Source organism: Sinorhizobium arboris LMG 14919 (genome assembly GCF_000427465.1).
In the GTDB taxonomy this organism is placed as follows: Bacteria; Pseudomonadota; Alphaproteobacteria; order Rhizobiales; family Rhizobiaceae; genus Sinorhizobium; species Sinorhizobium arboris.
Map to the genome: position 1 here is coordinate 3,185,727 of NZ_ATYB01000014.1, position 22,450 is coordinate 3,208,176.

The 22,450-nt window shown below is 63.5% G+C and carries 19 protein-coding genes; 10 read left to right on the top strand and 9 right to left on the bottom strand.

The annotated features are described in order from the left end of the window. The first annotated feature begins 3 nt into the window (after window positions 1–3). Complete coding sequence (hisC, locus tag SINAR_RS0126675) at window positions 4–1,059, top strand: histidinol-phosphate transaminase (protein WP_028001917.1); 1,056 nt, start codon at window positions 4–6, stop codon at window positions 1,057–1,059. Between the two features lie 115 nt (window positions 1,060–1,174). Beyond that, window positions 1,175–1,816 carry a LysE family translocator gene (locus SINAR_RS0126680; RefSeq protein WP_028001918.1) on the top strand — a complete coding sequence of 214 codons (642 nt, stop codon included), beginning with the start codon at window positions 1,175–1,177 and terminating at the stop codon, window positions 1,814–1,816. Window positions 1,817–1,838: 22 nt separating this feature from the next. Here SINAR_RS0126680 and SINAR_RS0126685 read toward each other — a convergent pair whose 3' ends face one another. The 4 genes from SINAR_RS0126685 to SINAR_RS0126700 all read right to left on the bottom strand — a co-directional run bounded on the left by SINAR_RS0126685 (window position 1,839) and on the right by SINAR_RS0126700 (window position 6,187). After that, window positions 1,839–2,627 (bottom strand): SDR family oxidoreductase, encoded by a 789-nt coding sequence (locus tag SINAR_RS0126685; RefSeq protein WP_028001919.1) that lies wholly within the window; start codon window positions 2,625–2,627, stop codon window positions 1,839–1,841. A gap of 14 nt (window positions 2,628–2,641) precedes the next feature. Beyond that, window positions 2,642–4,129, bottom strand: coding sequence for a sugar ABC transporter ATP-binding protein (locus SINAR_RS0126690; protein WP_028001920.1), 1,488 nt, complete (start codon window positions 4,127–4,129; stop codon window positions 2,642–2,644). A gap of 26 nt (window positions 4,130–4,155) precedes the next feature. Next, window positions 4,156–5,088: a substrate-binding domain-containing protein gene (locus SINAR_RS0126695; protein WP_028001921.1), complete on the bottom strand. Its 933-nt coding sequence runs from the start codon at window positions 5,086–5,088 to the stop codon at window positions 4,156–4,158. A gap of 124 nt (window positions 5,089–5,212) precedes the next feature. Then, a complete protein-coding gene (locus SINAR_RS0126700; RefSeq protein WP_028001922.1) occupies window positions 5,213–6,187 on the bottom strand; it encodes an ABC transporter permease in 975 nt (324 codons plus the stop codon). A 208-nt stretch (window positions 6,188–6,395) separates the two neighbouring features. On the opposite strand from SINAR_RS0126700, the gene SINAR_RS0126705 reads away from it, so the two are divergent. From SINAR_RS0126705 to SINAR_RS0126725, 5 genes are all read left to right on the top strand, one after another. Continuing rightward, the gene (locus tag SINAR_RS0126705; protein WP_028001923.1) at window positions 6,396–7,205 is read left to right on the top strand and encodes a transketolase; all 810 of its coding nucleotides are present in this window, start codon (window positions 6,396–6,398) and stop codon (window positions 7,203–7,205) included. After that, window positions 7,205–8,173: a transketolase family protein gene (locus tag SINAR_RS0126710; protein WP_028001924.1), complete on the top strand. Its 969-nt coding sequence runs from the start codon at window positions 7,205–7,207 to the stop codon at window positions 8,171–8,173. The genes SINAR_RS0126705 and SINAR_RS0126710 overlap by 1 nt, the downstream gene beginning before the upstream one ends. A 74-nt stretch (window positions 8,174–8,247) precedes the next feature. After that, entirely contained in the window at window positions 8,248–9,717 is a 1,470-nt protein-coding gene (locus SINAR_RS0126715) for an FGGY family carbohydrate kinase (protein WP_028001925.1), read from the top strand. Between the two features lie 22 nt (window positions 9,718–9,739). Then, window positions 9,740–10,690, top strand: a complete 951-nt coding sequence (locus SINAR_RS0126720; RefSeq protein ID WP_028001926.1) for a sugar-binding transcriptional regulator — start codon at window positions 9,740–9,742, stop codon at window positions 10,688–10,690. A 45-nt stretch (window positions 10,691–10,735) separates the two neighbouring features. Continuing rightward, window positions 10,736–11,521, top strand: coding sequence for an SDR family oxidoreductase (locus SINAR_RS0126725; RefSeq protein ID WP_028001927.1), 786 nt, complete (start codon window positions 10,736–10,738; stop codon window positions 11,519–11,521). A 53-nt stretch (window positions 11,522–11,574) separates the two neighbouring features. Here SINAR_RS0126725 and ispG read toward each other — a convergent pair whose 3' ends face one another. The 3 genes from ispG to SINAR_RS0126740 all read right to left on the bottom strand — a co-directional run bounded on the left by ispG (window position 11,575) and on the right by SINAR_RS0126740 (window position 15,028). Beyond that, the gene (ispG, locus tag SINAR_RS0126730; RefSeq protein ID WP_028001928.1) at window positions 11,575–12,828 is read right to left on the bottom strand and encodes a flavodoxin-dependent (E)-4-hydroxy-3-methylbut-2-enyl-diphosphate synthase; all 1,254 of its coding nucleotides are present in this window, start codon (window positions 12,826–12,828) and stop codon (window positions 11,575–11,577) included. A 148-nt stretch (window positions 12,829–12,976) separates the two neighbouring features. Beyond that, window positions 12,977–14,173 carry an MFS transporter gene (locus SINAR_RS0126735; protein WP_028001929.1) on the bottom strand — a complete coding sequence of 399 codons (1,197 nt, stop codon included), beginning with the start codon at window positions 14,171–14,173 and terminating at the stop codon, window positions 12,977–12,979. 72 nt (window positions 14,174–14,245) lie between these two features. After that, window positions 14,246–15,028, bottom strand: coding sequence for a DeoR/GlpR family DNA-binding transcription regulator (locus SINAR_RS0126740; RefSeq protein WP_028001930.1), 783 nt, complete (start codon window positions 15,026–15,028; stop codon window positions 14,246–14,248). A 270-nt stretch (window positions 15,029–15,298) separates the two neighbouring features. Here SINAR_RS0126740 and SINAR_RS0126745 point away from each other — a divergent pair, with 270 nt between their 5' ends. From SINAR_RS0126745 to SINAR_RS0126755, 3 genes are all read left to right on the top strand, one after another. Beyond that, window positions 15,299–16,072, top strand: a complete 774-nt coding sequence (locus SINAR_RS0126745) for an amino acid ABC transporter substrate-binding protein (protein ID WP_028001931.1) — start codon at window positions 15,299–15,301, stop codon at window positions 16,070–16,072. A gap of 231 nt (window positions 16,073–16,303) precedes the next feature. Beyond that, window positions 16,304–16,984: an amino acid ABC transporter permease gene (locus tag SINAR_RS0126750; RefSeq protein ID WP_028001932.1), complete on the top strand. Its 681-nt coding sequence runs from the start codon at window positions 16,304–16,306 to the stop codon at window positions 16,982–16,984. Further along, window positions 16,981–17,742, top strand: coding sequence for an amino acid ABC transporter ATP-binding protein (locus tag SINAR_RS0126755; protein WP_028001933.1), 762 nt, complete (start codon window positions 16,981–16,983; stop codon window positions 17,740–17,742). Before SINAR_RS0126750 ends, SINAR_RS0126755 begins: the two co-directional genes overlap by 4 nt. 57 nt (window positions 17,743–17,799) lie before the next feature. On the opposite strand, the gene pyc is transcribed toward SINAR_RS0126755, so the two are convergent. Beyond that, a complete protein-coding gene (pyc, locus tag SINAR_RS0126760; RefSeq protein WP_028001934.1) occupies window positions 17,800–21,258 on the bottom strand; it encodes a pyruvate carboxylase in 3,459 nt (1,152 codons plus the stop codon). A 308-nt stretch (window positions 21,259–21,566) separates the two neighbouring features. Then, window positions 21,567–22,307, bottom strand: coding sequence for an autoinducer binding domain-containing protein (locus tag SINAR_RS0126765; protein WP_028001935.1), 741 nt, complete (start codon window positions 22,305–22,307; stop codon window positions 21,567–21,569). Between the last annotated feature and the right edge of the window lie 143 nt (window positions 22,308–22,450).

Consider the following 22,450-nt stretch of genomic DNA (forward strand, 5'->3'; position numbering starts at 1 on the left):
CTCATGAGCAAACTCTGGTCGCCGATCGTTGCCACGCTGAAGCCTTACGTCCCCGGCGAACAGCCGCGCATAGCCAATCTCGTCAAGCTCAACACCAACGAGAGCCCCTACGGCCCCTCGGAAAAGGCGCTGGAGGCAATCCGGGCGGCGGCGAGCACCGACCTCCGGCTTTATCCGGATCCGATCGCTCTCGGGCTGCGGGAGGCGATCGCTGCGCGTCACGGCTTATCGGTCGGAGAGGTTTTCGTCGGCAATGGTTCCGATGAGGTCCTGGCGCACACCTTCGCGGCGCTTCTGAAACACGACAAGCCGCTGCTTTTTCCGGACATCTCCTACAGTTTCTACCCGACCTATGCGGGCCTCTTCGGCATCGAGGCGGTCGAGGTGCCGCTCGACGCCGCTTTCCGCATCGACATAGCCGATTATCGCCGTCCCTCGGGCGCCATCGTCCTGCCGAACCCGAATGCGCCGACCGGTATCGGCCTGCCGCTTGCCGACATTGAGCGGCTGGTGGCCGAGCATCCCGATCAGCCCGTGGTGATCGACGAGGCCTATGTCGATTTCGGCGGCGAATCCGCGATCGCGCTCGTTCCGAAATACGAGAACCTGCTCGTCGTTCAGACCTTCTCCAAGTCACGCGCGCTGGCGGGCCTGCGGGTCGGTTTCGCAGTCGGCCAGCGGCCGCTGATCGAGGCGCTGGAACGCGTCAAGGACAGCTTCAACTCCTACCCGCTCGGTCGAGCCGCCCAGGCGGGTGCGACGGCTGCAATCGAGGACGAGGCGTGGTTCGAAGCGACCTGCGGCAGGATCATCGCCTCGCGGGCAAAACTGACACGCGACCTCGAAGCCCGCGGCTTCGAGGTTCTGCCGTCGCAGGCAAACTTCGTCTTTGCCCGCCATCCCGGACATGCCGGCCAGGCGCTGGCGGCGAAGCTGCGCGAACGGGCAGTGGTCGTCCGCCACTTCGCCAAGCCCCGAATTGCGGATTTCCTGCGCATCACCATCGGGACCGATGCGGAATGCGCCAGGCTGATCGCGGCGCTCGACGCGATTCTGTAAGGGCAGCACAGCACCGGGTTACAGCCAAGCTCCCATTGGCATCGGTGCAAGCCTCGGCTACCGTCTTTGCGCGTCTGACAAGACGCGCGACCCTGAGGGACAATCGGACGCCGTCATGCTCGACCTCACGCCCTATCTGCCGCAGCTCCTCATCGCCTGGACGACCTATGTCATCGCCGTTGCCTCGCCGGGCCCCGCGGTTCTGGCGATCATCGCGACCTCGGTCAGCCAGGGGAGAAGCGCGGGCCTCGCTCTCGCCCTCGGCGTGCTGAGCGGCAGCTATACCTGGGCAATGCTGACGGCTTCCGGCTTGTCGGCCCTCATCCGGACCTATGGCCAGGCCATCTTCGTCCTGAAGATCGCCGGCGCCTGCTATCTTTTCTGGCTGGCCTATCATGCGCTCAGAGCGGCGGTGCGGGGCGACGGCAGACCCGCCGCCTTTGGCGTTCCGCCGGCAGCCTCGCTGAAGAAGCTTTATTTCAAAGGTCTCGGGATCCACCTGACCAATCCGAAGGCGATCTTCGCCTGGATCATGCTGGTCTCCCTCGGCATGCCGGAAGGCGCGCCGGTCGGCGTCACCGCCGCCTTCATCGGCGGCTGCATGCTGATCGGCCTCGTCCTCTTCTGCGGCTTCGCGATCGTCTTCTCGCTTTCGCCGGTGCACCGCGCCTATCTGAAATCGCGGCGGATCATCGAGAGCCTGATGGCCGGCTTCTTCGCCTTCGCCGGATTCAAACTTTTGACGGCGCGGCTTTGATTGGAGCTCCTGCCCGGCGACATCACCAGCAGCAGAAGCCGCCGTCGACGAGAAGATCGACGCCGGTCACGAAGCTCCCCGCATCCGACAGGAGGAAAACGGCCGGCCCGACCATTTCGTCCACGCTCGCCATGCGCTGCATCGGCGTCTGCTCCTCGAACAGCCTGGTCTGGTGCACCATTTCCGGTCGGGTGTTCATGGGTGTTGCCGTATAGCCCGGACTGATCGTGTTCACGCGGACGCCGCGGTCTACCCACTCCATCGCCATGGACTTCGTCATGTGTATCACGCCCGCCTTGGAGGCGTTGTAGTGGCACTGGCTCAGACCGCGATTCACGATGACGCCGGACATGGATGCGATGTTGACGATCGACCCGCGGCCGTTCTTCAACATGGCACGCGCTTCCGCCTGGCAGGAGAGGAAAACACCCTTGAGATTGATGTCCATCATCGTCTGGAATTGACTTTCCTCCATCTCCTCGGCCGGACTGGCATTGGCGATGCCCGCAGCGTTGAGCGCGAGGGTCAGCGGCCCCAGTTCCGCTTCAGTGCGCGCAACCGCGTCGTTGAGCGCCGCGCCGCTGGTGACGTCCGCGGCGATCTGGATGCTGCGGCGGCCCGCCTTTTCGATGAAGTCGGCCGTCCTGGCGAGGCCATCATCCGTGCGGCGGTCGAGCAGCGCGACATCCGCGCCGCACTGGGCGAGCCCCATAGCGATGCGTTGGCCGATGCCGCTGCCCGCGCCGGTCACGAAAGCGACATTTCCGGAAAGGTCGAACAATTTCGGCGCGTCGAGACCGACTTCAGACATAGGTTTTTTCCTGCTTAGATCGTTGCGAGTTCCATGATCGAGACGTCGTTCGCATCCTCGCGGTTCAGGATGCCGGCCTGCTTGCCCTGTGCCATGACCAGGATGCGGCTGGAGACGCCGAGCACCTCCTCGAGATCCGAGCTGACCACGATGACCGCGACGCCTTCGCGCGCGAGATCGATGATGAGATCGTAGATCGAAGAGCGGGCGCCTACGTCGATGCCGCGCGTCGGCTCGTCCAGCACGACCACCTGCGGCTTGCGCGCCAGCCATTTGGCGAGCACCACTTTCTGCTGGTTGCCGCCGGAAAGCTCGCCTGCATTCTGCCCGCCGCGGCCCTTTACCCCGAACGTCTTGATGCAGTCCTCGGCAAACTGCTGGATGCGGCGCGACGAGATCCAGCCGTTGCGGGAAATCTCGCCGAGATTGGCATAGCCGATGTTTTCCGCGATCGAATGATCGAGCACGATGCCCTGGAGCTTTCGGTCCTCCGGCACGAGAACGATACCGTTGCGAATCGCATCGGTCGGGGAGCGGGGCGTGACGGGCTTGCCGTGCAGCAGGACCTCTCCGCCGGAGATGGGGTCGGCGCCGCTGATGGCGCGTACGAGTTCGGTTCGGCCGGCTCCCATGAGGCCCGCAATCCCGAAGACCTCGCCCCTGCGAACCGAGAAGCTGATGTCTCGGAACGCATTGGACGGCGACGAGAGGTTTCGCACTTCCAGCGTCACCTGATCCGTCGGCGCCGGGAGAGTCGGGAACATGCGCTCGAGGGAGCGCCCGACCATGGCCTCGACGATCGTGCGGATCGGCACGTCGCCACTCTCGAACTCCTGCACCTTGGCGCCGTCGCGCATCACGACGATGCGGTCGGCGATCTGCCGGATTTCCTCCAGGCGGTGCGAAATGTAGATGATGCCGACGCCTTCCGACTTCAGCCGTTCTATCTGCTGGAAGAGGAGCTGGGTCTCCTCGCCGCCGAGCGCGGCTGTCGGTTCGTCGAGGATGAGGAGGCGCGCATTGAGAGTCAGTGCCTTGGCGATCTCGATGAGCTGCTGCCTGCCGGTCGAAAGCCCCTCGACGAGGCGATCCGGCGAGATGTCGAGACCCAGCCGGTGAAGGCCGCTGCGTGCCCGATCTTCCATGGCCTTGCGGTCGATCCGACCCGCCTTCATCGGGTAGCGACCGACAAACACGTTCTCCGCGATCGAGAGCTTCGGAAGCAATTTCAATTCCTGATGGATCATGCCTACCCCCTCGTCCATCGCGGCACGCGGATCGGCGGGCGCGTAGGCCCTGCCCAGCCAGGTCATCTCGCCCGCCGAAGGCCGCACGGTGCCGGAAATAATGTTCGACAGCGTCGATTTTCCGGCGCCGTTTTCACCGAGCAGCGCCACGACCTCTCCCGGATAGATATCGAGATCGACACCGTGGAGAACCTTGATCGGACCGTAGGACTTCTGGACGCGACGGAGCGACAGGATTGGAGAGCGGGTCGTCATGGCGCTGCTGCCTTTCGGCTATCGGGTTACGGATGGTTCTTTACGAATTCCGGAGCGTTGTCGCATGTCGTCAGCACGGCATTCGGCGTCTGACGCTCCTCGACCTTCTCGCCCGCCGCAACAGCAAGCGCGGATTCCACGGCAAGAACGCCCATCTTTTGCGTGCTCTGCGTGGCGGTGGCGATGAACGGGCCCTTGCACTTGGCGAGATATTCGAGGGCCGAGACGTCGCCGTCATAACCGCCGATGATCACCTTGTCCGAAAGATTGGCGACGTCGACCGCCTTGGCCGCGCCCATGGCAAGACCATCGGCCTGACCGAAGATGATCGTAATGTCCGGGTTTGCCTGCAGCATGTTCTGCGCGATCGAGAAGCCCTCGTCCGCCGACCACATGTTGCTCCACTGCTGGTCGACCAGCTCGACACCCTGGTTCTCGTCTATGGCGCGCTTGCACCCGGTGAAACGGTCGACTTCCGGCGTCGTGCCCTTCTGTCCGTGGATGATCGCCATCTTGCCCGAGCCACCGGCCTTCTCGATGATGTGCTTGCAGACGGAGTAGGCGGATTCGACGCTCTCACCGGCGATGAAGGTGTCGCCCGGTGCGCCGTCCGGAACGCGGTCGACATTGATCACCGGAATTCCTGCGGCGCGGGCGAGGCGGGTCGGCACGGCGGCGGCTGCGGCACCGGCCGGTATATAGATGAAGGCATCGATGTCCTGGACCATCAGGTCCTGCACCTGGCTGACCTGCGTGTTGGTGTCGTTCTTCGCATCGACGACGACCACTTCGATGCCCTTTTCCTTGGCGTACTTTTCCACGCCGAGCTTGATCTGGTTGAAGAAGTCGGCCTGGAGGTTCGGAACGGCGAGGCCGATCTTCTTGACCTCGGCGGCGGTTGCCGGAAGCGCAAGAACGGAAGCGGCGGTTGCCGCCATCAGCAGTGTGGACAGTTTCATGGTTTCTCCTCCGAGTTGCCCGGTGGCGCCCTGCCCTCGCAGAGGTCGCCCTCTCCTTTGGCGGCCGGCACCATTGCCGGCCGTTTTCAGCGCTCCGCCGCACCTCGGCAGCGGGGCGAAGTCGTCACTTCCGCTTGCGGTACGTTTCTGCCGTGACGGCGAGCACGATGACGGCTCCGATAATCACCTGCTGCATGAACGGAGACACGCTCAGCAGGTTGAGACCGTTGCGCAGGACACCGATGATGAGCACGCCGATGATGGTGCCTCCGATCCCGCCGGTTCCGCCGGATAGCGAGGTGCCGCCGATGACTACCGCGGCGATGGCGTCGAGCTCATAGGACACGCCCGACGACGGCTGGACCGAGTCGAGACGAGCCGCGAGCACCATGCCGGAAAGACCCGCGAGGAAGCTGCAGACGACATAGACGAGCACGGTCGCGCGCTGGACGTTGATGCCGGCAAGGCGCGCCACTTCGGCATTGCCGCCGATGGCGTAAAGCGCGCGCCCGCCATGACGGTAGCGCTGGTAGAGGAGGCCGACGATGAAGACCGCGATCATTACGGCAACGGTCAGCGTCAGGAAGCCGCCGAAGCGAACGATGGCCATCATGTTGAACCAGGCCGGAAAGCCTATGATCTGCTGGCCGTCGGTGATCATGTTCGCCAGGCCGCGCGCGATCGACATCATCGCCAGCGTGGCGATGAAAGCCGGTATGTTGAAGCGGGTTATGAGGAGGCCCGCGATGAGGCCGTTGAGCGAGGCCGCGGCGAGCGCCAGGGGAATGGCGAGCCACATCGGCACGCCGACCACGACGTTGAGATATCCGAGCACCATCATCGCCAGCGCCATGACCGAGCCGACCGCAAGGTCGATGCCTCCGATCAGAATGACGAAAGTCATGCCGACGGCCATGACGCCAAGCACCGTGATCTGGTCGAGCACGTTGAGGAAGTTCCGCACAGACAGGAACTTGTCCGTCGCGAAGGCGAGGAAAAGGCACAGCACGATGAGTCCGATCAACGGACCGGTCGCGCCCTTCAGTGACGGGAGCTGCCTTGCGGCAGTCCCCTGCTTCTCTTGCACTGCAGCCTGCATGCGTCGTCCTCCCGCACAGTCCGCCTCCTCATGTGGCGGTCGGCATAAATATTCATCACTGTGTGTTAATGCGTACATGATGGTTCGGTAGCCTGTCAATATGCCGGCCTGGCGAATTTCAGGTTGCGGGAGGCGTATTTTCACTTGACTTGCCAGACCGGCATGCAAGTATATGGATGGATGTATATTTATTCACTAAGAGGATTTCATGCAGCCGAACGATCTCGACCGCATCGCTCGACAGATCCGCCTTCGCGATCTGCAAGCGGTTTTCGAAGCCGGCGCCGGCCACATCGGCGGGGAGATGTCCGCCATAGACATTCTGGCGGCGCTTTACTTTCGCGTGCTGCGCATCTGGCCCGAACAGCCGAAGCATCCGGAGCGCGACCGTTTCGTGCTGTCGAAAGGCCATGTGGCGCTGGCGCTCTATGTTACGCTGGCCAAGCGAGGCTTCATTCCGGAGGAAGAGATCAGCACGTTCCTGAAGCCGCATTCGCGTCTCAACGGGCATCCGAACTGCACCAAGGTGCCCGGCGTTGAGACCAATACCGGCCCGCTCGGCCATGGCCTGCCGGTGGCGGTCGGCATGGCGAAGGCCGCAAAGCTGACGAGCGCGAAATACCACACCTATGTGTTGACCGGCGACGGCGAGATGCAGGAAGGATCCAACTGGGAGGCCATCGCGTCGGCCGCGCAATTCGGTCTCGACAACCTGACCCTGATCATCGACCACAACCGCTTCCAGCAGGGCGCGACTCTGGAGGACACCAACAATCTCGCCCCATTCCCCGCCAAACTCGAAGCCTTCGGCTGGGATGTGACCGAGATCAACGGCAATGCCATGGAAGAGATCGTTCCGGCGCTGGAAAAGCGCGGCAGCCGCCCGCACTGCATCGTCGCTCATACGAACAAGGGCCACGGCATATCCTTCATGCAGAACAAGGTCGACTGGCACCACAAGGTGCCGAATGCCGAACAATACAAGATTGCCATGGCTGAGCTTTCGGAGGCCCTGTGATGAACGCCGTGACACCTTCTGCCGAGCTGCACGACTGCCGCGACGCCTTCGTTGCCGTGCTGGAGCGCCTGGGCGCGGACAACCCCAGGATCGTGGCCGTCTGCAACGACTCCGTCGGCTCCTCGAAGCTCGGCGGTTTCAAGTCCAAATGGCCCAATCGACTCGTCAATGTCGGCATCGCCGAACAGAACATGGTCGGTGTCGGCGCCGGCCTCGCCAATGGAGGCCTGCTGCCCTTCGTCTGCGGTGCCGCCTGCTTTCTGACCGGCCGGTCGCTGGAGCAGATCAAGGCCGATATCGCCTATTCCAACGCAAACGTGAAACTCGTCGGCATTTCCTCCGGCATGGCCTATGGCGAGCTTGGGCCCACACACCACTCCATCGAAGATTTCGCCTGGACGCGCGTGCTGCCGAACCTTCCGGTCATCGCGCCATGCGACTCGATCGAGACCGCCGCAGCCGTCGAATGGGCCGCCCGCTTCGACGGTCCGGTCTTCCTGCGCCTGTCACGCGTCGGCGTTCCGGATCTGCTGCCCGCCGACCACACATTCGAACTGGGCAAGGCCAACCTGCTGCGCGACGGCGACGCGGTCACTCTCGTCGCCAACGGCACGGTGACACACCGCATGATGAAAGCCGCCGATCTGCTGGCGGCAGAGGGTATCGAGGCACGCGTGCTGAACATGGCGACGGTCCGTCCGCTCGATGCGGATGCCGTCGTGGCCGCCGCCCGCGAGACCGGCGCGATACTGACTGCGGAAGAGCACTCCACCTTCGGCGGCCTCGGTTCGGCCGTCGCCGAATTCGTCGTGGCCGAAGCCCCCGTGCCGATGAAGATCCTCGGCGTTCCGGGCATTTTTGCCCCAACTGGGTCAGCCGAATTCCTGCTCGACGAATTCGGCATGTCCCCTGCCGCCATTGCCGAGGCGGCCGTTGTACTGATTGCACGGAAGCCTTCCCGCGCATGATCATGCGCGTTTAGGTTCGTGCCGGGCGCGGCAATCCTCCTGCCGCGCCCCCAATTCCCGCATCCGGAGCCGCCATGACGACCGCCATTCTCGCCATCGACCAGGGCACCACGAATTCCAAAGCCGTGCTCGTTTCGACGACCGGTGAGATCCTCTCGCGCGGCGCGTCTCCGGTCGGAATCGAACACCCGCAGCCCGGCTGGGTGGAACAGAACCCGCTGCGTATATGGGAATCGGTTCAGGAGGCGATTGCGGCCTGCCTGCAGGCGGGACCGCCGGCCGATATCCTCGGACTCGCGATCTCCAACCAGCGCGAGTCCGTCACCGTCTGGGATGCCGCCACCGGCAAGCCGCTCGGCCCGGTGGTGAGTTGGCAATGCCGCCGCAGCGCGCCGGCCTGCGCAGACCTCACCGCGGCAGGCCATACCTCGCGCGTCCAGGCGCTCACCGGTCTCCCCCTCGACCCGATGTTTCCGGGCCCCAAGATGAAATGGCTGCTCGATCGCGTGCCGGCGGGACACGCGTTCCGGCTGGGCACGATCGACGCCTGGCTCATCCACTGCTTCACGGATGGCGCCGTCCATGCCTGCGATGCCGCCAATGCAGCGCGCAGCCAACTCTACGACCTCAACGGCCAGGTCTGGAGCGACGAGCTCTGCGAGCTGTTTGGCGTGCCGAAAACCGCCCTGCCCGAAGTGCGCGACAGCGCCTCGTTCTTCGGCAAGACGAAGAATGTCCCGGGTCTCAGGGATGGCATTCCGATCGCCTCCGCCATAGGCGACAGCCATGCCGCGCTCTTCGGCCACGGTGCCTTCACTCCCGGCGACGGCAAGGTAACCTTCGGCACCGGCTCGTCGGTCATGACGACCTTGCCGCACTTCATCGCGCCCGAGCAGGGTATCACGACGACGATCGCCTGGTCGATCGACGGCCGGCCGACCTATGCCTTCGAGGGCAATATTCTCGTTTCGGCCGCGGCCCTCCCGTGGATGACCGAAATGCTCGGCCTAACCGATGTGCAGGCCCTGATCGATCTCGCCGCCACCGCCGAGCCGGGCGGGCCGGGTTTCGTGCCGGCCTTCGTGGGCCTCGGCGCACCCTATTGGCAGGCCGATGCGCGGGCGCTGTTTTCCGGCATCACATTCAACACGACGCGCGCTCAGATGGCACGAGCGGTGACGGATTCGATGGCCTTCCAGGTCCTCGACGTTTTCAAGACGATGTCTGCGCAGTCGCCGGCGCCGCTTGGTCGCCTCTATGCGGATGGCGGGCCGAGCAGGAACACCTTCCTGATGCAATGCGTGGCCGATACGCTGAACCATGTCATCACGCAATGCGATGCGCCGGAGGCCTCCGCCCTCGGAGCGGCCTATCTGGCGGGACTGTCATTGGGCGTGTGGCCCGATCTCACCGCTGTCGCTTCCCTGCCGCGCGCCGGCAATCCTCTCTTCCCGCGGACCTCCGACGCTGCAGAAAGGCTTCTGGTATGGCAGGACGCAATCTACCGCTCGACCGTTCCGGGTCCTTCATCTATGAGTGAATAAAAATTCACTGCTGGAGGCCCCCATGGGACGGCTCAACGAGTTGCGACTGATTGCCCGCGTTGCCCAGATGTACCATATCGAAAGCAAGCGGCAGGCCGAGATCGCCGAGATCATGCGCATGTCGCAGGCTACCGTTTCGCGCATGCTGAAGCGGGCCGAACAGGAGGACATCGTCCGTACGACGGTCATCCCTCCGCCGGGCACTTTCGCTGAACTCGAAACCGCGCTTCGCGAGCGCTACGGTCTGACCGAGGCCATCGTCATCGACTGTTCCGAGGATCGCGACGGCGCGATCATGGCGCGGATCGGCGAAGCGGCAGCGCACTTCTTCGAAGTTACCCTGCAGCAGGACGAGATCGTCGGCGTCTCCAGCTGGAGCCAGACCATCCTGCGCATGGTGGACAACATCCACCCGCTGAAAAACGCCAAGGCCAAATACATCGTGCAGATTCTCGGTGGCATGGGCGACGCTTCGGTACAGACCCACGCCACGCAGTTGACGGCACGCCTCGCCAGGCTGACCGGCGGCGAGCCGAGACTGCTTCTCGTCCAGGGCATCACCTCCTCCCGCGAGGCAAAGCTCGTCATGCTGGCCGACCCTGTCGTGCGCGAAACGATGGATCTTTTCGGCCGTCTCAGCCTCGCCATCGTCGGCATCGGCGCGGTGGAACCTTCCGAACTTCTCGCCCGCTCGGGCAATACCTTCTCCCGGCAGGAAATGGCGATGCTGCACGAGGCGGGTGCGGTCGGCGAAATTTCCTACCGGTTCTACGACAAGGACGGTAAGCCGGTGGAAACGCCGCTCAACGAGCGCGTCATCGGCATCTCGCTTGAGGACCTGCGCAAGGCGGATCGCGTCATGGCGCTTGCGGGCGGAGAATCCAAAACCCAGGCCATTGCAGGCGCCCTCAAATTGGGCGTCATCGATGTGCTCGTCACCGACAAGTTCACAGCAGCCCGGCTCACGGCCTGATCTGACGATCATTCCTGGCCTGCTGCGCATTATGGAGGAAAGACCATGAGACGTTTCGCAGGCCGAACGGTTTTCGTCACCGGGGGCAACAAGGGAATCGGGCGGGGCATTGCAAAACGCTTTGCCGAAGAGGGGGCAAAGGTCGCGATCGCCGCGATCGAGAAGGACGCGTCCGCGGCCGCCGAGACGCTCGCCGGGGAAACCGGCGCCGATGTGATTGGGTTGACGCTGGATGTGACCGATATTCGAGCCGTACAGGACGCCTATGGCGAGGCCGAGGCGAAGCTGGGCGCGATTTCCGTATCCGTCCAGAACGCGGGCGTCATCACCATCGCCAAGGTCGAAAACCTCACCGAGCGCGAGTGGGACCTCAATCTCGACGTGAACACGAAAGGGGTCTTCCTCTGCTGCCAGGAGGCCGTCCGCCGTTTTCGCGCCAGCGGCACCAAAGGGCGCCTCATCAACACCGCATCCGGCCAGGCCCGCCAGGGCTTCATCTACACTCCGCACTACGCCGCCTCGAAATTCGGCGTGGTCGGCCTGACGCAAAGCCTTGCCAAAGAGCTCGCCGGCGAGGGCATAACCGCCAACGCAATTTGCCCCGGCATCATTCACACCGAGATGTGGGATTACAACGACCGCGTCTGGGGCCAGATGCTCGGCGAATACGGCCCGGGCGAACTGATGGCCGAATGGGTCCGCGGCATTCCGATGGGGCGCGCCGGAACGCCGGCCGAAGTCGCGGCGCTGGTCGCATTCCTGGCTTCGGAAGATGCGGCTTACATCACCGGACAGACGATCAACGTCGATGGCGGCTTGATCATGTCGTGACCTTCAAGCGCCGCCGGACGGGATTTCGGCGCGTGATGTGACGGCGCGATGCATCATTCTGCCGCCGCCTGCCCGTGGCCGAAGCGTTTCTCGATATAGTCGGCCACGAGCAGCTGGAACTCCTCGGCGATTTTCGGTCCGCGCAGCGTCAGCGCTTTCTGCCCGTCGATAAAGACGGGCGCGGCCGGCATTTCGCCGGTGCCGGGAAGCGAAATACCGATATCGGCGTGCTTGCTCTCGCCGGGGCCGTTGACGATGCAGCCCATGACGGCAACTTTCAACGCCTCGACGCCCGGATATTTCTCGCGCCAAACCGGCATGCTCGCCCGGATATCTTCCTGGATCTTTTGGGCGAGTTCCTGGAACACGGTCGAGGTGGTGCGGCCGCAGCCCGGACAGGCCGCAACGACCGGAATGAATTGGCGGAAGCCCATCACCTGCAGAAGCTCCTGCGCCACCTGCACCTCGCGGGTGCGGTCGCCGCCTGGCTCCGGAGTGAGGGAGATGCGGATGGTGTCGCCGATGCCCTGCTGCATCAGGATGCCGAGCGAGGCGGAGGAGGCGACGATGCCTTTGGTGCCCATGCCGGCCTCCGTAAGGCCGAGATGGAGCGCATGATCGGAACGCGCGGCGAGCATGGCATAGACGGCGATCAGGTCCTGCACGCCGGAGACCTTGGCGGAAAGGATGATACGGCTACGCGGCAGGCCCAGATCCTCGGCAAGTTCCGCCGAGAGAAGCGCCGACTGCACGATCGTCTCGCGCGTGACCTGCTGCGCCGTCATAGGGGAACCATTCGCCTGGTTCTCGTCCATCAGCCGCGTCAGCAGCTCCTGGTCGAGCGAACCCCAGTTCACCCCGATGCGCACCGGTTTGTCGTAGCGGATCGCCATTTCGATGATTTCGGCGAACTGCTTGTCCTTCTTGTCCTTGAAGCCGACATTGCCGGGATTGATGCGGTACTTCGCAAGCGCCTCCGCGCAGGCCGGGTGATCGGCGAGCAGCTTGTGACCGATATAATGAAAATCGCCGACGAGCGGCACATCCATGCCGAGGCGCAGGAGCCGCTCGCGGATCTTCGGCACGGCCGCTGCGCTCTCGTCGCGGTCGACCGTGATGCGCACCAGCTCCGACCCTGCCCTGTGGAGTGCGGCCACCTGCGCGACGGTCGCATCGATATCGGCCGTATCGGTGTTCGTCATCGACTGGACGACGACCGGAGCACCGCCGCCGACGATCACGCCGCCGACATCGACGGCGACCGAGGCGCGGCGCGGCTGTGGCTCGAAATCGAAGGCAGAAGACATGAAGGCCTCTTCTTGGGTCCATTGCTACAGAGCGGAACGCGCACGGACCGCCCGAAACTGTCACTTTTCAGGTGGCGAAGGAACGCCCGCTTGTCAACGGCAACATCACGCGCTGACGGCGAATTGATGGCAGCGGCTAAGCGATCCGTTACGAGTGCCCCTTGCTGTGATCCGCATGAACGGCGTGATGCGAAAGCAGGAGCACCACGATGAACAGCACGGGAACGCAGGCGAAGATGATCGCAAAGCCGCTGTGTTCCGCGATGAAGCCGATCAATGAGGGCGCAAACAGCATGCCGGAATAGCCCATGGTGGTCGCGACCGACAATCCTATGCCCGGCTGCAGCCCCGGCATGTTGCCGGCGGCCGAAAAGGCGATCGGCACCATGTTTGAGATGCCGATGCCGGCAAGCGCAAAACCGAGAATCGCGAGAACGGCATTGGGAGCGAGACCGGCGAGCACCATGCCGACGAGAGCGGTCACGGTGCAGATGCGTAAGGTCAGAGTGGCGCCGAGCCGGTCGCGCACATGATCGCCGGCAAAGCGCATCGCCGCCATGGTCGCCGAGAAGGCGGCAAAACCGAAGCCCGAAAGCTCGACGGAGGCGCCGAGTTCATCCCTCAGATAAAGCGCACCCCAGTCGAGAACGGCACCCTCGGGCACCATCGAGAAAAGCGCCATAATGCCGATCAGCCAGGGCAGCGGTGTCATTGGCAGCCTGAGCTTCTCCCTGGTTGCTGCAGGATGCGGGCGGTCCGCAAGGATCATTGGCCAGGCAACCGCGAGTATCACAAGACACAGGCAGGTGACGGCGACCGCATGCGGCAGCACGCCGAAGCGCGCCATCAGAATGCCGCCGATCCCGGCGCCGATCAGCCCGCCGAGGCTCCAATAGGCATGGCACGAGGACATGATCGCACGGCGCATCGCCTTCTCGACCTCGACGGCATTGGCATTCATGGCCACGTCCATGGCGCCGACGAAGCCGCCGAGCAGGAACATGCCGAGTGCTGCCGTCCACAGATTCGGCAGGAGCGTCAGAAGGAGGAGCAGCGGCGAAAGGACGATCGCCGTGACCTTGACCACCTTCTGCGAGCCGAGACGGGCGATGAAGCCGCCGGCAATCGGCATCAGCACGAGCGAGCCGATGCCGAATCCGAGGATGAGAAGGCCGAGAACGCTCTCGCCGATGCCGAGGCGCTCCTTGAACTCCGGGATTTTCGGCGCCCAACTCCCGGTGACGAAGCCGTTCATCAGGAACAGGAGGGACACGGCAAGCCTGTTTTTCGACATATAGCCCTGCCGGCCGACGGCTTTCGGGACGGAATCTGTGCGCTGATCCATGGGTTAACCTTCCGCAGCCGGGTCGTCCGGCTCAATTGGTGATTTCGATGAGATTGCCGTCGGGATCGCCGATCACCGGTTGGGCTCCTTCGCAAGAACGACGTTCGCCCCTCCCGCCGTGAAGGCCGCGACCTGAGCATCCGGGGCATCCGCCTCGAGAACGAGCGTGGAGGCACCGTCTATCGCGACCACCATGTGCGGCGCTGCGGTACCGAGCTTCTCGGTCGTGACGGCCGCAAGCAGCGAACGGCTCCTCGAGGCGATCAGCCGCTTGAATTCGGCATCCTCGAAATGGAACGCGGTCAGCCCTGCTTCGGCATCTGCACCACAGGTTCCGAGAACCGCCAGATCCGGCCTCAGGAGCTCGGCATCGCGCTGCGCCCGCGCACCGACTGCCGCACCTACAGCGCGGTTCAGCGGGCCGCCGACGAGGATCACTTCGATGCCCGGCTTTTCCATCAAGGCCGCGGCGATCAGCGGCGTATTGGTAACGATCGTCGCCGAGAGGTCCGGTCCGATCGCCCGTGCGATCGCCAGATTGGCGGAACCGGCATCCAGAAAGACGGTCATGCGCGGCCTCAGAAAGACGACCGCAGCCCGCGCCAGCGCCGCCTTCCGTTCCGGCTCACGGGATATCCGGGCCACAAGCGAACCCGCGTCGGGCGCAACCGGCAGCGCTCCGCCATAGACGCGCTCGCAAAGGCCGGCGGCGGCCATCTCGCGCAGGTCGCGGCGGACCGTATCTTCCGATACGCCGAATTCGCGCGCGAGATCGGCCGCAAGCACCCGGCCCTCGGTTCTCAGCCTTTCCTGGATCAGGCTCTTTCTCTCTCGCAGAAGCAAATCGGCCGACATCGTGGAAACCGTGCATAAACGTGCATGAATCGATGGAAACGTGATTACCACTCCTGATCCGGGCTTTCAATCCCGTCTGCCGGAAAACTGCGGACTCGCTGCGGAACATTTCGCGTCGCCGCGTTTTGGGTGGAAATCGGTCCTTTTGAAGAAAAATCTTCATCGAAACGGTTCGGAATTGGTCTTTTATACGCTTGGAAACCGACCGGTTTATGCGAATCTCGCCGCAATCCGGATGACGGGCCGGAGAACCAGAACTGGAAAACAACGATGAAACTTCTTCCGACGCTTTTTGCTGCCGCCCTCCTGCAACTTGCCGCCTTCGCACCCGCCGAAGCGGGACAGAACCTGGACGAGGTCAAGTCCGCCGGCGTTCTGAAGATCGGCACCGAGGGCACCTACGCCCCATTCACCTATCATGACGCGAGCGGCGCTCTCGTCGGCTTCGACGTCGAGATCGGCCAGGAAGTCGCCAAGCGTCTCGGCGTCAAGGCTGAATTCCTGGAAGGCAAGTGGGATGGCCTGATCGCCGGCCTCGACGCCAACCGTTACGACGCCGTCATCAACCAGGTCGGCATCACCGAGGAACGCAAGAAGAAATACGACTTCTCCGAGCCCTATATCGCCTCCAAGGCCGTGCTGATCGTCCGCGGCGACGACGAGGAGATCAAGGACTTCGCCGATCTGAAGGGCAAGAAATCGGCGCAATCGCTGACCAGCAACTTCGGCAAGCTCGCGCAGGCCTCGGGCGCCGAGCTCGTCGGAACCGACGGCTTCGACCAGTCGATCCAGCTCGTGCTGACCGGCCGTGCCGACGCGACCATCAATGACAGCCTCTCCTTCCTGGACTTCAAGAAGCAGAAGCCGGACGCCAACGTGAAGATTGCTGCCGAAAAGCCCGACGCCGACTATTCCGGCATCATTATCCGCAAGGGCGAGCCGGAGCTGCTCGAGGCGATCAACAAGGCGTTGGCCGAGATCAAGGCCGACGGCACCTATGACAGGATTTCGCAAAAATATTTCGGAGCCGACGTTTCGAAATAGCTTTCGGAGGGCCGCGCATCGCCCTCATCCGCCTTCTCCCGCGAGCGCGGCGAAGGGGCAAGCCGAGAGCTGCTAAATCCGCTCTCCGCGCTTGCGGTAAGAGGGCCAGGGTGAGGGACGCCTGCAAAGCAGTTGAATGGAATGCGGGCTTCACACCCTCCTTCATCCTGCTTATGAATCGCGATCCGTTCCGGCTTCCGGGACGGATCGCGTATTTCGAAAGGTTCTCCCTTGCCCCATTGGCTTCAATTGATGGCGGACTCGCTGCCGGCCCTGCTCTGGGCGGGGCTGATCTTCACGATCCCGCTGACGCTCCTCTCCTTCACTCTGGGCCTGGCTCTCGGCCTCGTCACCGCGGTCGTCCGGCTTTTTGCCCCGGCGCCTTTCGCGGCCGTGGCGCGCTTCTATGTGTGGGTGATCCGCGGCACGCCGCTGCTCGTGCAGCTCTTCGTCATCTTCTACGGCCTGCCGAGCATGGGCATCCTGCTCGACGCCTTTCCTGCAGCGCTGATCGGCTTCACGCTCAATATCGGCGCCTACAGCTCCGAGATCATTCGGGCGGTGATCTCGTCCGTTCCGCGGGGACAGTGGGAAGCGGCCTACTCGATCGGCATGAGCTGGAGTCAGGCGATGCGCCGGACGATTTTGCCCCAGGCGGGCCGTGTCGCCGTGCCGCCGCTTTCGAACACCTTCATCTCGCTCGTCAAGGACACCTCGCTCGCCGCCGCCATTACCGTGCCGGAGCTTTTCCAGACGGCGCAGCGCATCGTCGCCACCAGCTATGAACCTTTGATCCTCTACATAGAGGCTGCCCTGATCTATCTTGTCATGAGTTCCGTTCTCTCGGCTCTGCAGGGGAAACTGGAGCAGCGTTTCGCCCGCTATGGCGGCTTCCTGGAGGCGCGCACGTGATCGAGCTCTCCCACATCGTCAAACGCTTCGGCACCAACACCGTGCTGAACGACATCAGCGTCTCATTGGCGGAAGGCAGCGTGACTGCTCTCGTCGGGCCTTCCGGCGGCGGCAAGAGCACCCTGCTGCGCTGCATCAACCTGCTGGAAATCCCGACGTCGGGCGCGATCCGGCTCGGCGACGACCGGCTGGAATTCGCCGCCGGCCGCAAGATCGGCTGGCAGGCCATCCAGGGACTGCGCCGCCAGACCGGAATGGTGTTCCAGAACTTTCAGCTGTTTCCGCACCAGACGGCGATCGGCAATGTGATGGAAGGCCTCGTCACCGTCCTCAAATGGCCGGCCGCCCGCGCCCGCGCCCGGGCTCTCGAACTTCTGGAGAAGGTCGGCATGGCACATAAGGCGGATGCCTGGCCGGCCACCCTTTCCGGCGGCCAGCAGCAACGCGTGGCGATCGCCCGGGCCCTTGCCCCTTCCCCGCGCGTGCTCCTCTGTGACGAGCCGACCTCGGCGCTGGACCCGGAACTGGCGGAAGAAGTGGTTGAGGTCCTGAGCCGCCTCGCCCGCGAGGGAACGACGATGATCATGGCGACCCACGACCTTCGGCTTGCCTCGCGGGTCGCCGATCATGTCGTCTTCCTCGACGGCGGCGTCGTCGTCGAAAGCGGACCGCCGCGGAAGATCTTCTCGACGCCGGAGCGGGAGCGGACCAAGCGGTTCATTGCGTCGCTGAGTGCGCCGATGAACTATGACATTTGAAGAGACGGGGCGGGCGAGCCTCGCCTCGCCGCCGTCATCTTCGGGCCTGGCACGGTATTACCCGCCGAAAACGACCAGCAGATCCTTCGCATCGATCTGGTCGCCGGCCCTGACCAGCACTTCGGCGACCACGCCGTCCTTCTCGGCATGAAGCGCCGTTTCCATCTTCATCGCCTCGATGGAGAGCAGCACGTCGCCGGCTTTCACGGACTGGCCCGTCACGATCGCCACGGTCGAGATCACGCCCGGCATCGGCGCACCTAGATGGGCGGCGTTGCCGGCTTCCGCCTTCCGGCGGATGGCGGCCGACGCGCCGCGGTTGCGGTCGGGAACCTTGATGGAGCGCGGCTGGCCGTTCAGCTCGAAGAACATCTTGACCATGCCCTTCTCGTCGATCTCGCCCTGCGCCTGGTTGAGGATGACGAGGGTCTTGCCCTTCTCGATGTCGGCGAAGAGCTCCTCGCCCGGCGCCATGCCGTAGAAATAAGCCGGCGTCGGCAGCACGCTGACCGGACCGTAGGTCTCGCAGGCTACGGCATAATCGGTGAAGACCTTCGGGTACATGAGATAGGAGGCGAACTCGAAATCGGTCACTTCGCGGCCGAGCTTCTCCTCGATGCCCTTGCGCTCGGCATCAAGATCGGCATCTTCCAGCAGGGAGCCCGGACGTGCGTCATAGGGCTCCTCGCCTTTCAAGGCCTTCTTCTGCAGCGCCTCCGGCCAGCCGCCCGGCGGTTGGCCGAGATCGCCCTTGAGCATGGAAACAACGGATTCCGGAAAGGCGATGTCCTTGCCCGGATTTTCGACGTCGGCCACCGTCAGGTCCTGGGACACCATCATCAGCGCCATGTCCCCGACGACCTTGGAGGACGGCGTCACTTTGACGATGTCGCCGAACATCCGGTTGGCGTCCGCATAGGCCTGCGCCACCTCGTGCCAGCGGGTCTCGAGCCCGAGCGAGCGGGCCTGTTCCTTCAGATTGGTGAACTGGCCCCCGGGCATTTCGTGCAGGTAGACTTCCGAGGCCGGTCCCTTGAGGTCGCTTTCGAAGGCCGCATATTGATGGCGTACCGCCTCCCAGTAGAAGGAGATGCGGCGGATCCACTCCGGATCGAGGCCCGGCTCGCGCTCCGTGCCGGACAGCGCCTCGACGATCGAGCCCAGGCAGGGCTGAGAGGTGTTGCCGGAGAGCGCGTCCATCGCCGCATCTACGACATCGACGCCGGACTCGACGGCTGCAAGCACCGTCGCCGCGGCAATGCCCGATGTGTCGTGTGTGTGGAAATGGATCGGCAGGCCGGTCGCGTCCTTGAGCGCCTTGAAGAGCACGCGCGCCGCAGCCGGCTTCAGCAGTCCGGCCATGTCCTTGACGGCGATCATATGGGCGCCGGCCTTTTCCAGCTCGGCGGCAAGCGCCGTGTAGTATTTCAGGTCGTATTTCGGCCGCGCGGAATTCAGGATGTCGCCCGTGTAGCAGATCGCCGCCTCGCAGATCCTGTTCTCTTCAGCAACTGCATCCATCGCGACGCGCATGTTCTCGACCCAGTTCAGGCAGTCGAAGACGCGGAAGACGTCGATGCCGCCCTTTGCGGCCTGGCGGACGAAATATTTGACGACATTATCGGGATAGTTCTTGTAGCCGACGCCGTTGGCGCCGCGCAGGAGCATCTGCAGCAGCAGGTTCGGAGCGCCCTCGCGTACCATCGCCAGCCGCTCCCACGGGTCCTCCGTGAGGAAACGCATCGACACGTCGAAGGTCGCGCCGCCCCAGCATTCGAGCGAGAAGAGGTTAGGCAGCGCCCGCGCATAAGTATCGGCGATGCGGGCGATGTCGTAGGTGCGCATGCGGGTAGCGAGGAGCGACTGATGACCGTCGCGCATCGTCGTGTCGGTGATCAGTACCTCGGGTTGCGCTTTCACCCATTCGGCAAATTTCTTCGGGCCGAGCTCATCGAGCCGCTGCTTCGTGCCCGGCTTCACATCGCCGCCGATGAAGGGCACGACCGGTGCGGCAATATCGTCGGAAGGCTTCGGCCGGCCTTTGACTTCCGGATGGCCGTTGACGGTGACGTCGGCGAGATAGGTGAGAAGCTTGGTGGCGCGGTCCTGTCGCTTGACCTGCTGGAACAGTTCCGGCGTCGTGTCGATGAAGCGCGTCGTATAGCTGTTGTCGTGGAACTTCGGATGGCTGATGATCGCCTCGAGGAAGGTGAGGTTGGTCGCCACGCCGCGGATGCGGAATTCTCTCAGCGCACGGATCATCCGCTGGATCGCTTCGCCCGGATTCGGCGCCCAGGCGGTCACCTTTTCAAGAAGCGGATCGTAGTAGCGGGTGATGACAGCGCCGGAATAGGCGGTGCCGCCGTCGAGCCGGATGCCGAAGCCGGTGGCGCCGCGATAGGCGGTGATGCGGCCATAGTCCGGAATGAAGTTCTGCTCCGGATCTTCCGTCGTGATGCGGCACTGCAGCGCATGGCCGTTGAGGCGGATATCCTCCTGGCGCGGCACGCCCGATTCCGGTGCACCGATGGCAAAGCCGTCGAGAATGTGGATCTGCGCCTTGACGATATCGATGCCGGTGACGACCTCGGTCACCGTGTGCTCGACCTGGATGCGCGGATTGACCTCGATGAAGTAGAACTTGCCGGTATCGGCGTCCATCAGATATTCGACCGTGCCGGCGCCGATGTAGTTGGTCGCCCTGGCGATCTTCAGCGAATAGTCGGCGAGCTCCTGGCGCTGCGCATCGGTGAGATAGGGCGCCGGCGCCCGCTCCACGACCTTCTGGTTGCGCCGCTGGATGGAGCAGTCACGCTCGAAGAGATGGACGACATTGCCGTGCGTGTCGCCGAGGACCTGGCTCTCGACGTGACGGGCGCGCTCGACGAGCTTTTCGAGATAGACCTCGTCTTTGCCGAAAGCGGCCTTGGCCTCGCGCCTGGCCTCCGTCACCTCGCGGATCAGGTCCTTGGGGTCGCGGATCGCCCGCATGCCGCGGCCGCCGCCGCCCCAGGAGGCCTTCAGCATCACCGGATAGCCGATCTCCTCCGCCAACCGCTTGATCTCTTCCGGATCGTCCGGCAGCGGCTCGGTCGCGGGCACAACCGGCACGCCGATCGAGATCGCGAGGTTGCGGGCCGCGACCTTGTTACCGAGCTGGCGCATCGTCTCCGGCCTGGGGCCGATGAAGGTAATGCCGTTTGCGGCACAGGCCTCGGCGAATTCCGGGCTTTCGGAGAGCAGGCCATAGCCGGGGTGAATGGCGTCGGCGCCCGAAAGCTTGGCGACGCGGATCACCTCGTCGATCGACAGATAACTCTCGATCGGCCCGAGATCGCGCGGCAGGTGCGGCCCGCGTCCGACCTGGTAACTTTCGTCCGCCTTGAACCGGTGGAGCGCCAGTTTGTCCTCCTCAGCCCATATCGCGACCGTTTTAAGCCCCAGCTCATTGGCCGCGCGGAAGACGCGGATGGCGATTTCGGAACGGTTGGCAACAAGGATCTTCGATATGGACAAGTCGGACTCCTCATAGACTTGGACACGCGGGAATGCTGCACCCGCGAAAAGAACTATTAGCGAGTCAAGGAATGAAGTGCAATTTCAGATGCGACATGAAACCTGACCCATTTGGTCAGGAGCACAGCGCAGGAGAGTGGTTCAGGGATCTTGGCTCGAGCCTTCGGACCTCCCCCCACCCCAGTACTTGTCGCAGGGGTCCAGCAGCGCCGCGATCACGGCGCGCAACATGTTGTTTCAGCCCAAGGATTTGGGCTGGCTGGCGTCCTGTGACAGCCACCGGAATGAGGGCGCAGGAGCCAGTATCGTCAGGAGATCAGCCCCAGGCGGAAGGCGATCGCCACGACATGGTGGCGGTTCTTCGCCTTCAGCTTTTCCTGAATGCCGTTCATGTACCAGTCGACCGTATGACTGGAGATGTCGAGAACCTTGCCGATGTCGTTCGAAGTCATGCCGTCGGCAAGATAGTGGAGCGCTTCCATTGCGCGCCGCGTCATCTGGACTTCGACGCGCGAGACGAGTTCCGCCATGATCTCCGGATCGGTGAGTTCGAGCAACTTCCAGAAAAGCCGCTTGGCTATGGCGTCGAAAAGACTCAGTTCCACCGGGCTCAGGTCGACCACGCGGCCGCCCACCGTCAGATTGCCCATGAGCCCGCGCCGGCCGTGCACCGGAAAGATATAGCCGTCGAAGAGGCCATGATTGCGCGCCTCTACCATCATGCTTTCCATGCGCTTGCGGTGCGGATCCGAGCGGAAGGCCACGAGCGTGTCGCGCCAGCGGAAGCCGCGCTGGGCGTGCCCGAGGAAGCGGATCGTCGGGTCGATGACGACGTATTTCTTGCGGATATAGATCTGCGGCCAGCCATCCGGCCAGCGTCCGGCCAGAAGGAGCCTCAGCGGATTCTCGTGCGGTTTCGGCTGACGCACAATGCCGTAAAAGTCGAACCCGCAACGGTCGAGCAGGCGCTCGAACTCGGGCAGGATCTCCTCGCGCGTCTTCATTTCTTCCAGAAGCGCCAGAAACTGGACGAGCAACGTAATATTCATAGAGCACCCTCAAATCAAAACGCGTAGCGCAACCCGCCAGGCCACGTGAATACGCCGTTCAGAAGCCATTCATGTTGCAACCGCGATAATTCTTCATATCACGCCCGGTCTTGCAGGAAACCTGCAAAAACTCGGAGTCGAGG

What these genes read in the sequence shown, in the direction of transcription:
- SINAR_RS0126720 (WP_028001926.1), top strand. Translation starts at nt 9,740, where the DNA reads ATGGGACGGCTCAACGAGTTGCGACTGATTGCCCGCGTTGCCCAGATG.
- SINAR_RS0126680 (WP_028001918.1), top strand. Translation starts at nt 1,175, where the DNA reads ATGCTCGACCTCACGCCCTATCTGCCGCAGCTCCTCATCGCCTGGACG.
- SINAR_RS0126765 (WP_028001935.1), bottom strand. Translation starts at nt 22,307, where the DNA reads ATGAATATTACGTTGCTCGTCCAGTTTCTGGCGCTTCTGGAAGAAATG.
- SINAR_RS0126705 (WP_028001923.1), top strand. Translation starts at nt 6,396, where the DNA reads ATGCAGCCGAACGATCTCGACCGCATCGCTCGACAGATCCGCCTTCGC.
- SINAR_RS0126735 (WP_028001929.1), bottom strand. Translation starts at nt 14,173, where the DNA reads ATGGATCAGCGCACAGATTCCGTCCCGAAAGCCGTCGGCCGGCAGGGC.
- SINAR_RS0126690 (WP_028001920.1), bottom strand. Translation starts at nt 4,129, where the DNA reads ATGACGACCCGCTCTCCAATCCTGTCGCTCCGTCGCGTCCAGAAGTCC.
- SINAR_RS0126710 (WP_028001924.1), top strand. Translation starts at nt 7,205, where the DNA reads ATGAACGCCGTGACACCTTCTGCCGAGCTGCACGACTGCCGCGACGCC.
- SINAR_RS0126685 (WP_028001919.1), bottom strand. Translation starts at nt 2,627, where the DNA reads ATGTCTGAAGTCGGTCTCGACGCGCCGAAATTGTTCGACCTTTCCGGA.
- SINAR_RS0126740 (WP_028001930.1), bottom strand. Translation starts at nt 15,028, where the DNA reads ATGTCGGCCGATTTGCTTCTGCGAGAGAGAAAGAGCCTGATCCAGGAA.
- ispG (WP_028001928.1), bottom strand. Translation starts at nt 12,828, where the DNA reads ATGTCTTCTGCCTTCGATTTCGAGCCACAGCCGCGCCGCGCCTCGGTC.
- SINAR_RS0126700 (WP_028001922.1), bottom strand. Translation starts at nt 6,187, where the DNA reads ATGCAGGCTGCAGTGCAAGAGAAGCAGGGGACTGCCGCAAGGCAGCTC.
- SINAR_RS0126715 (WP_028001925.1), top strand. Translation starts at nt 8,248, where the DNA reads ATGACGACCGCCATTCTCGCCATCGACCAGGGCACCACGAATTCCAAA.
- SINAR_RS0126745 (WP_028001931.1), top strand. Translation starts at nt 15,299, where the DNA reads ATGAAACTTCTTCCGACGCTTTTTGCTGCCGCCCTCCTGCAACTTGCC.
- SINAR_RS0126695 (WP_028001921.1), bottom strand. Translation starts at nt 5,088, where the DNA reads ATGAAACTGTCCACACTGCTGATGGCGGCAACCGCCGCTTCCGTTCTT.
- hisC (WP_028001917.1), top strand. Translation starts at nt 4, where the DNA reads ATGAGCAAACTCTGGTCGCCGATCGTTGCCACGCTGAAGCCTTACGTC.
- SINAR_RS0126725 (WP_028001927.1), top strand. Translation starts at nt 10,736, where the DNA reads ATGAGACGTTTCGCAGGCCGAACGGTTTTCGTCACCGGGGGCAACAAG.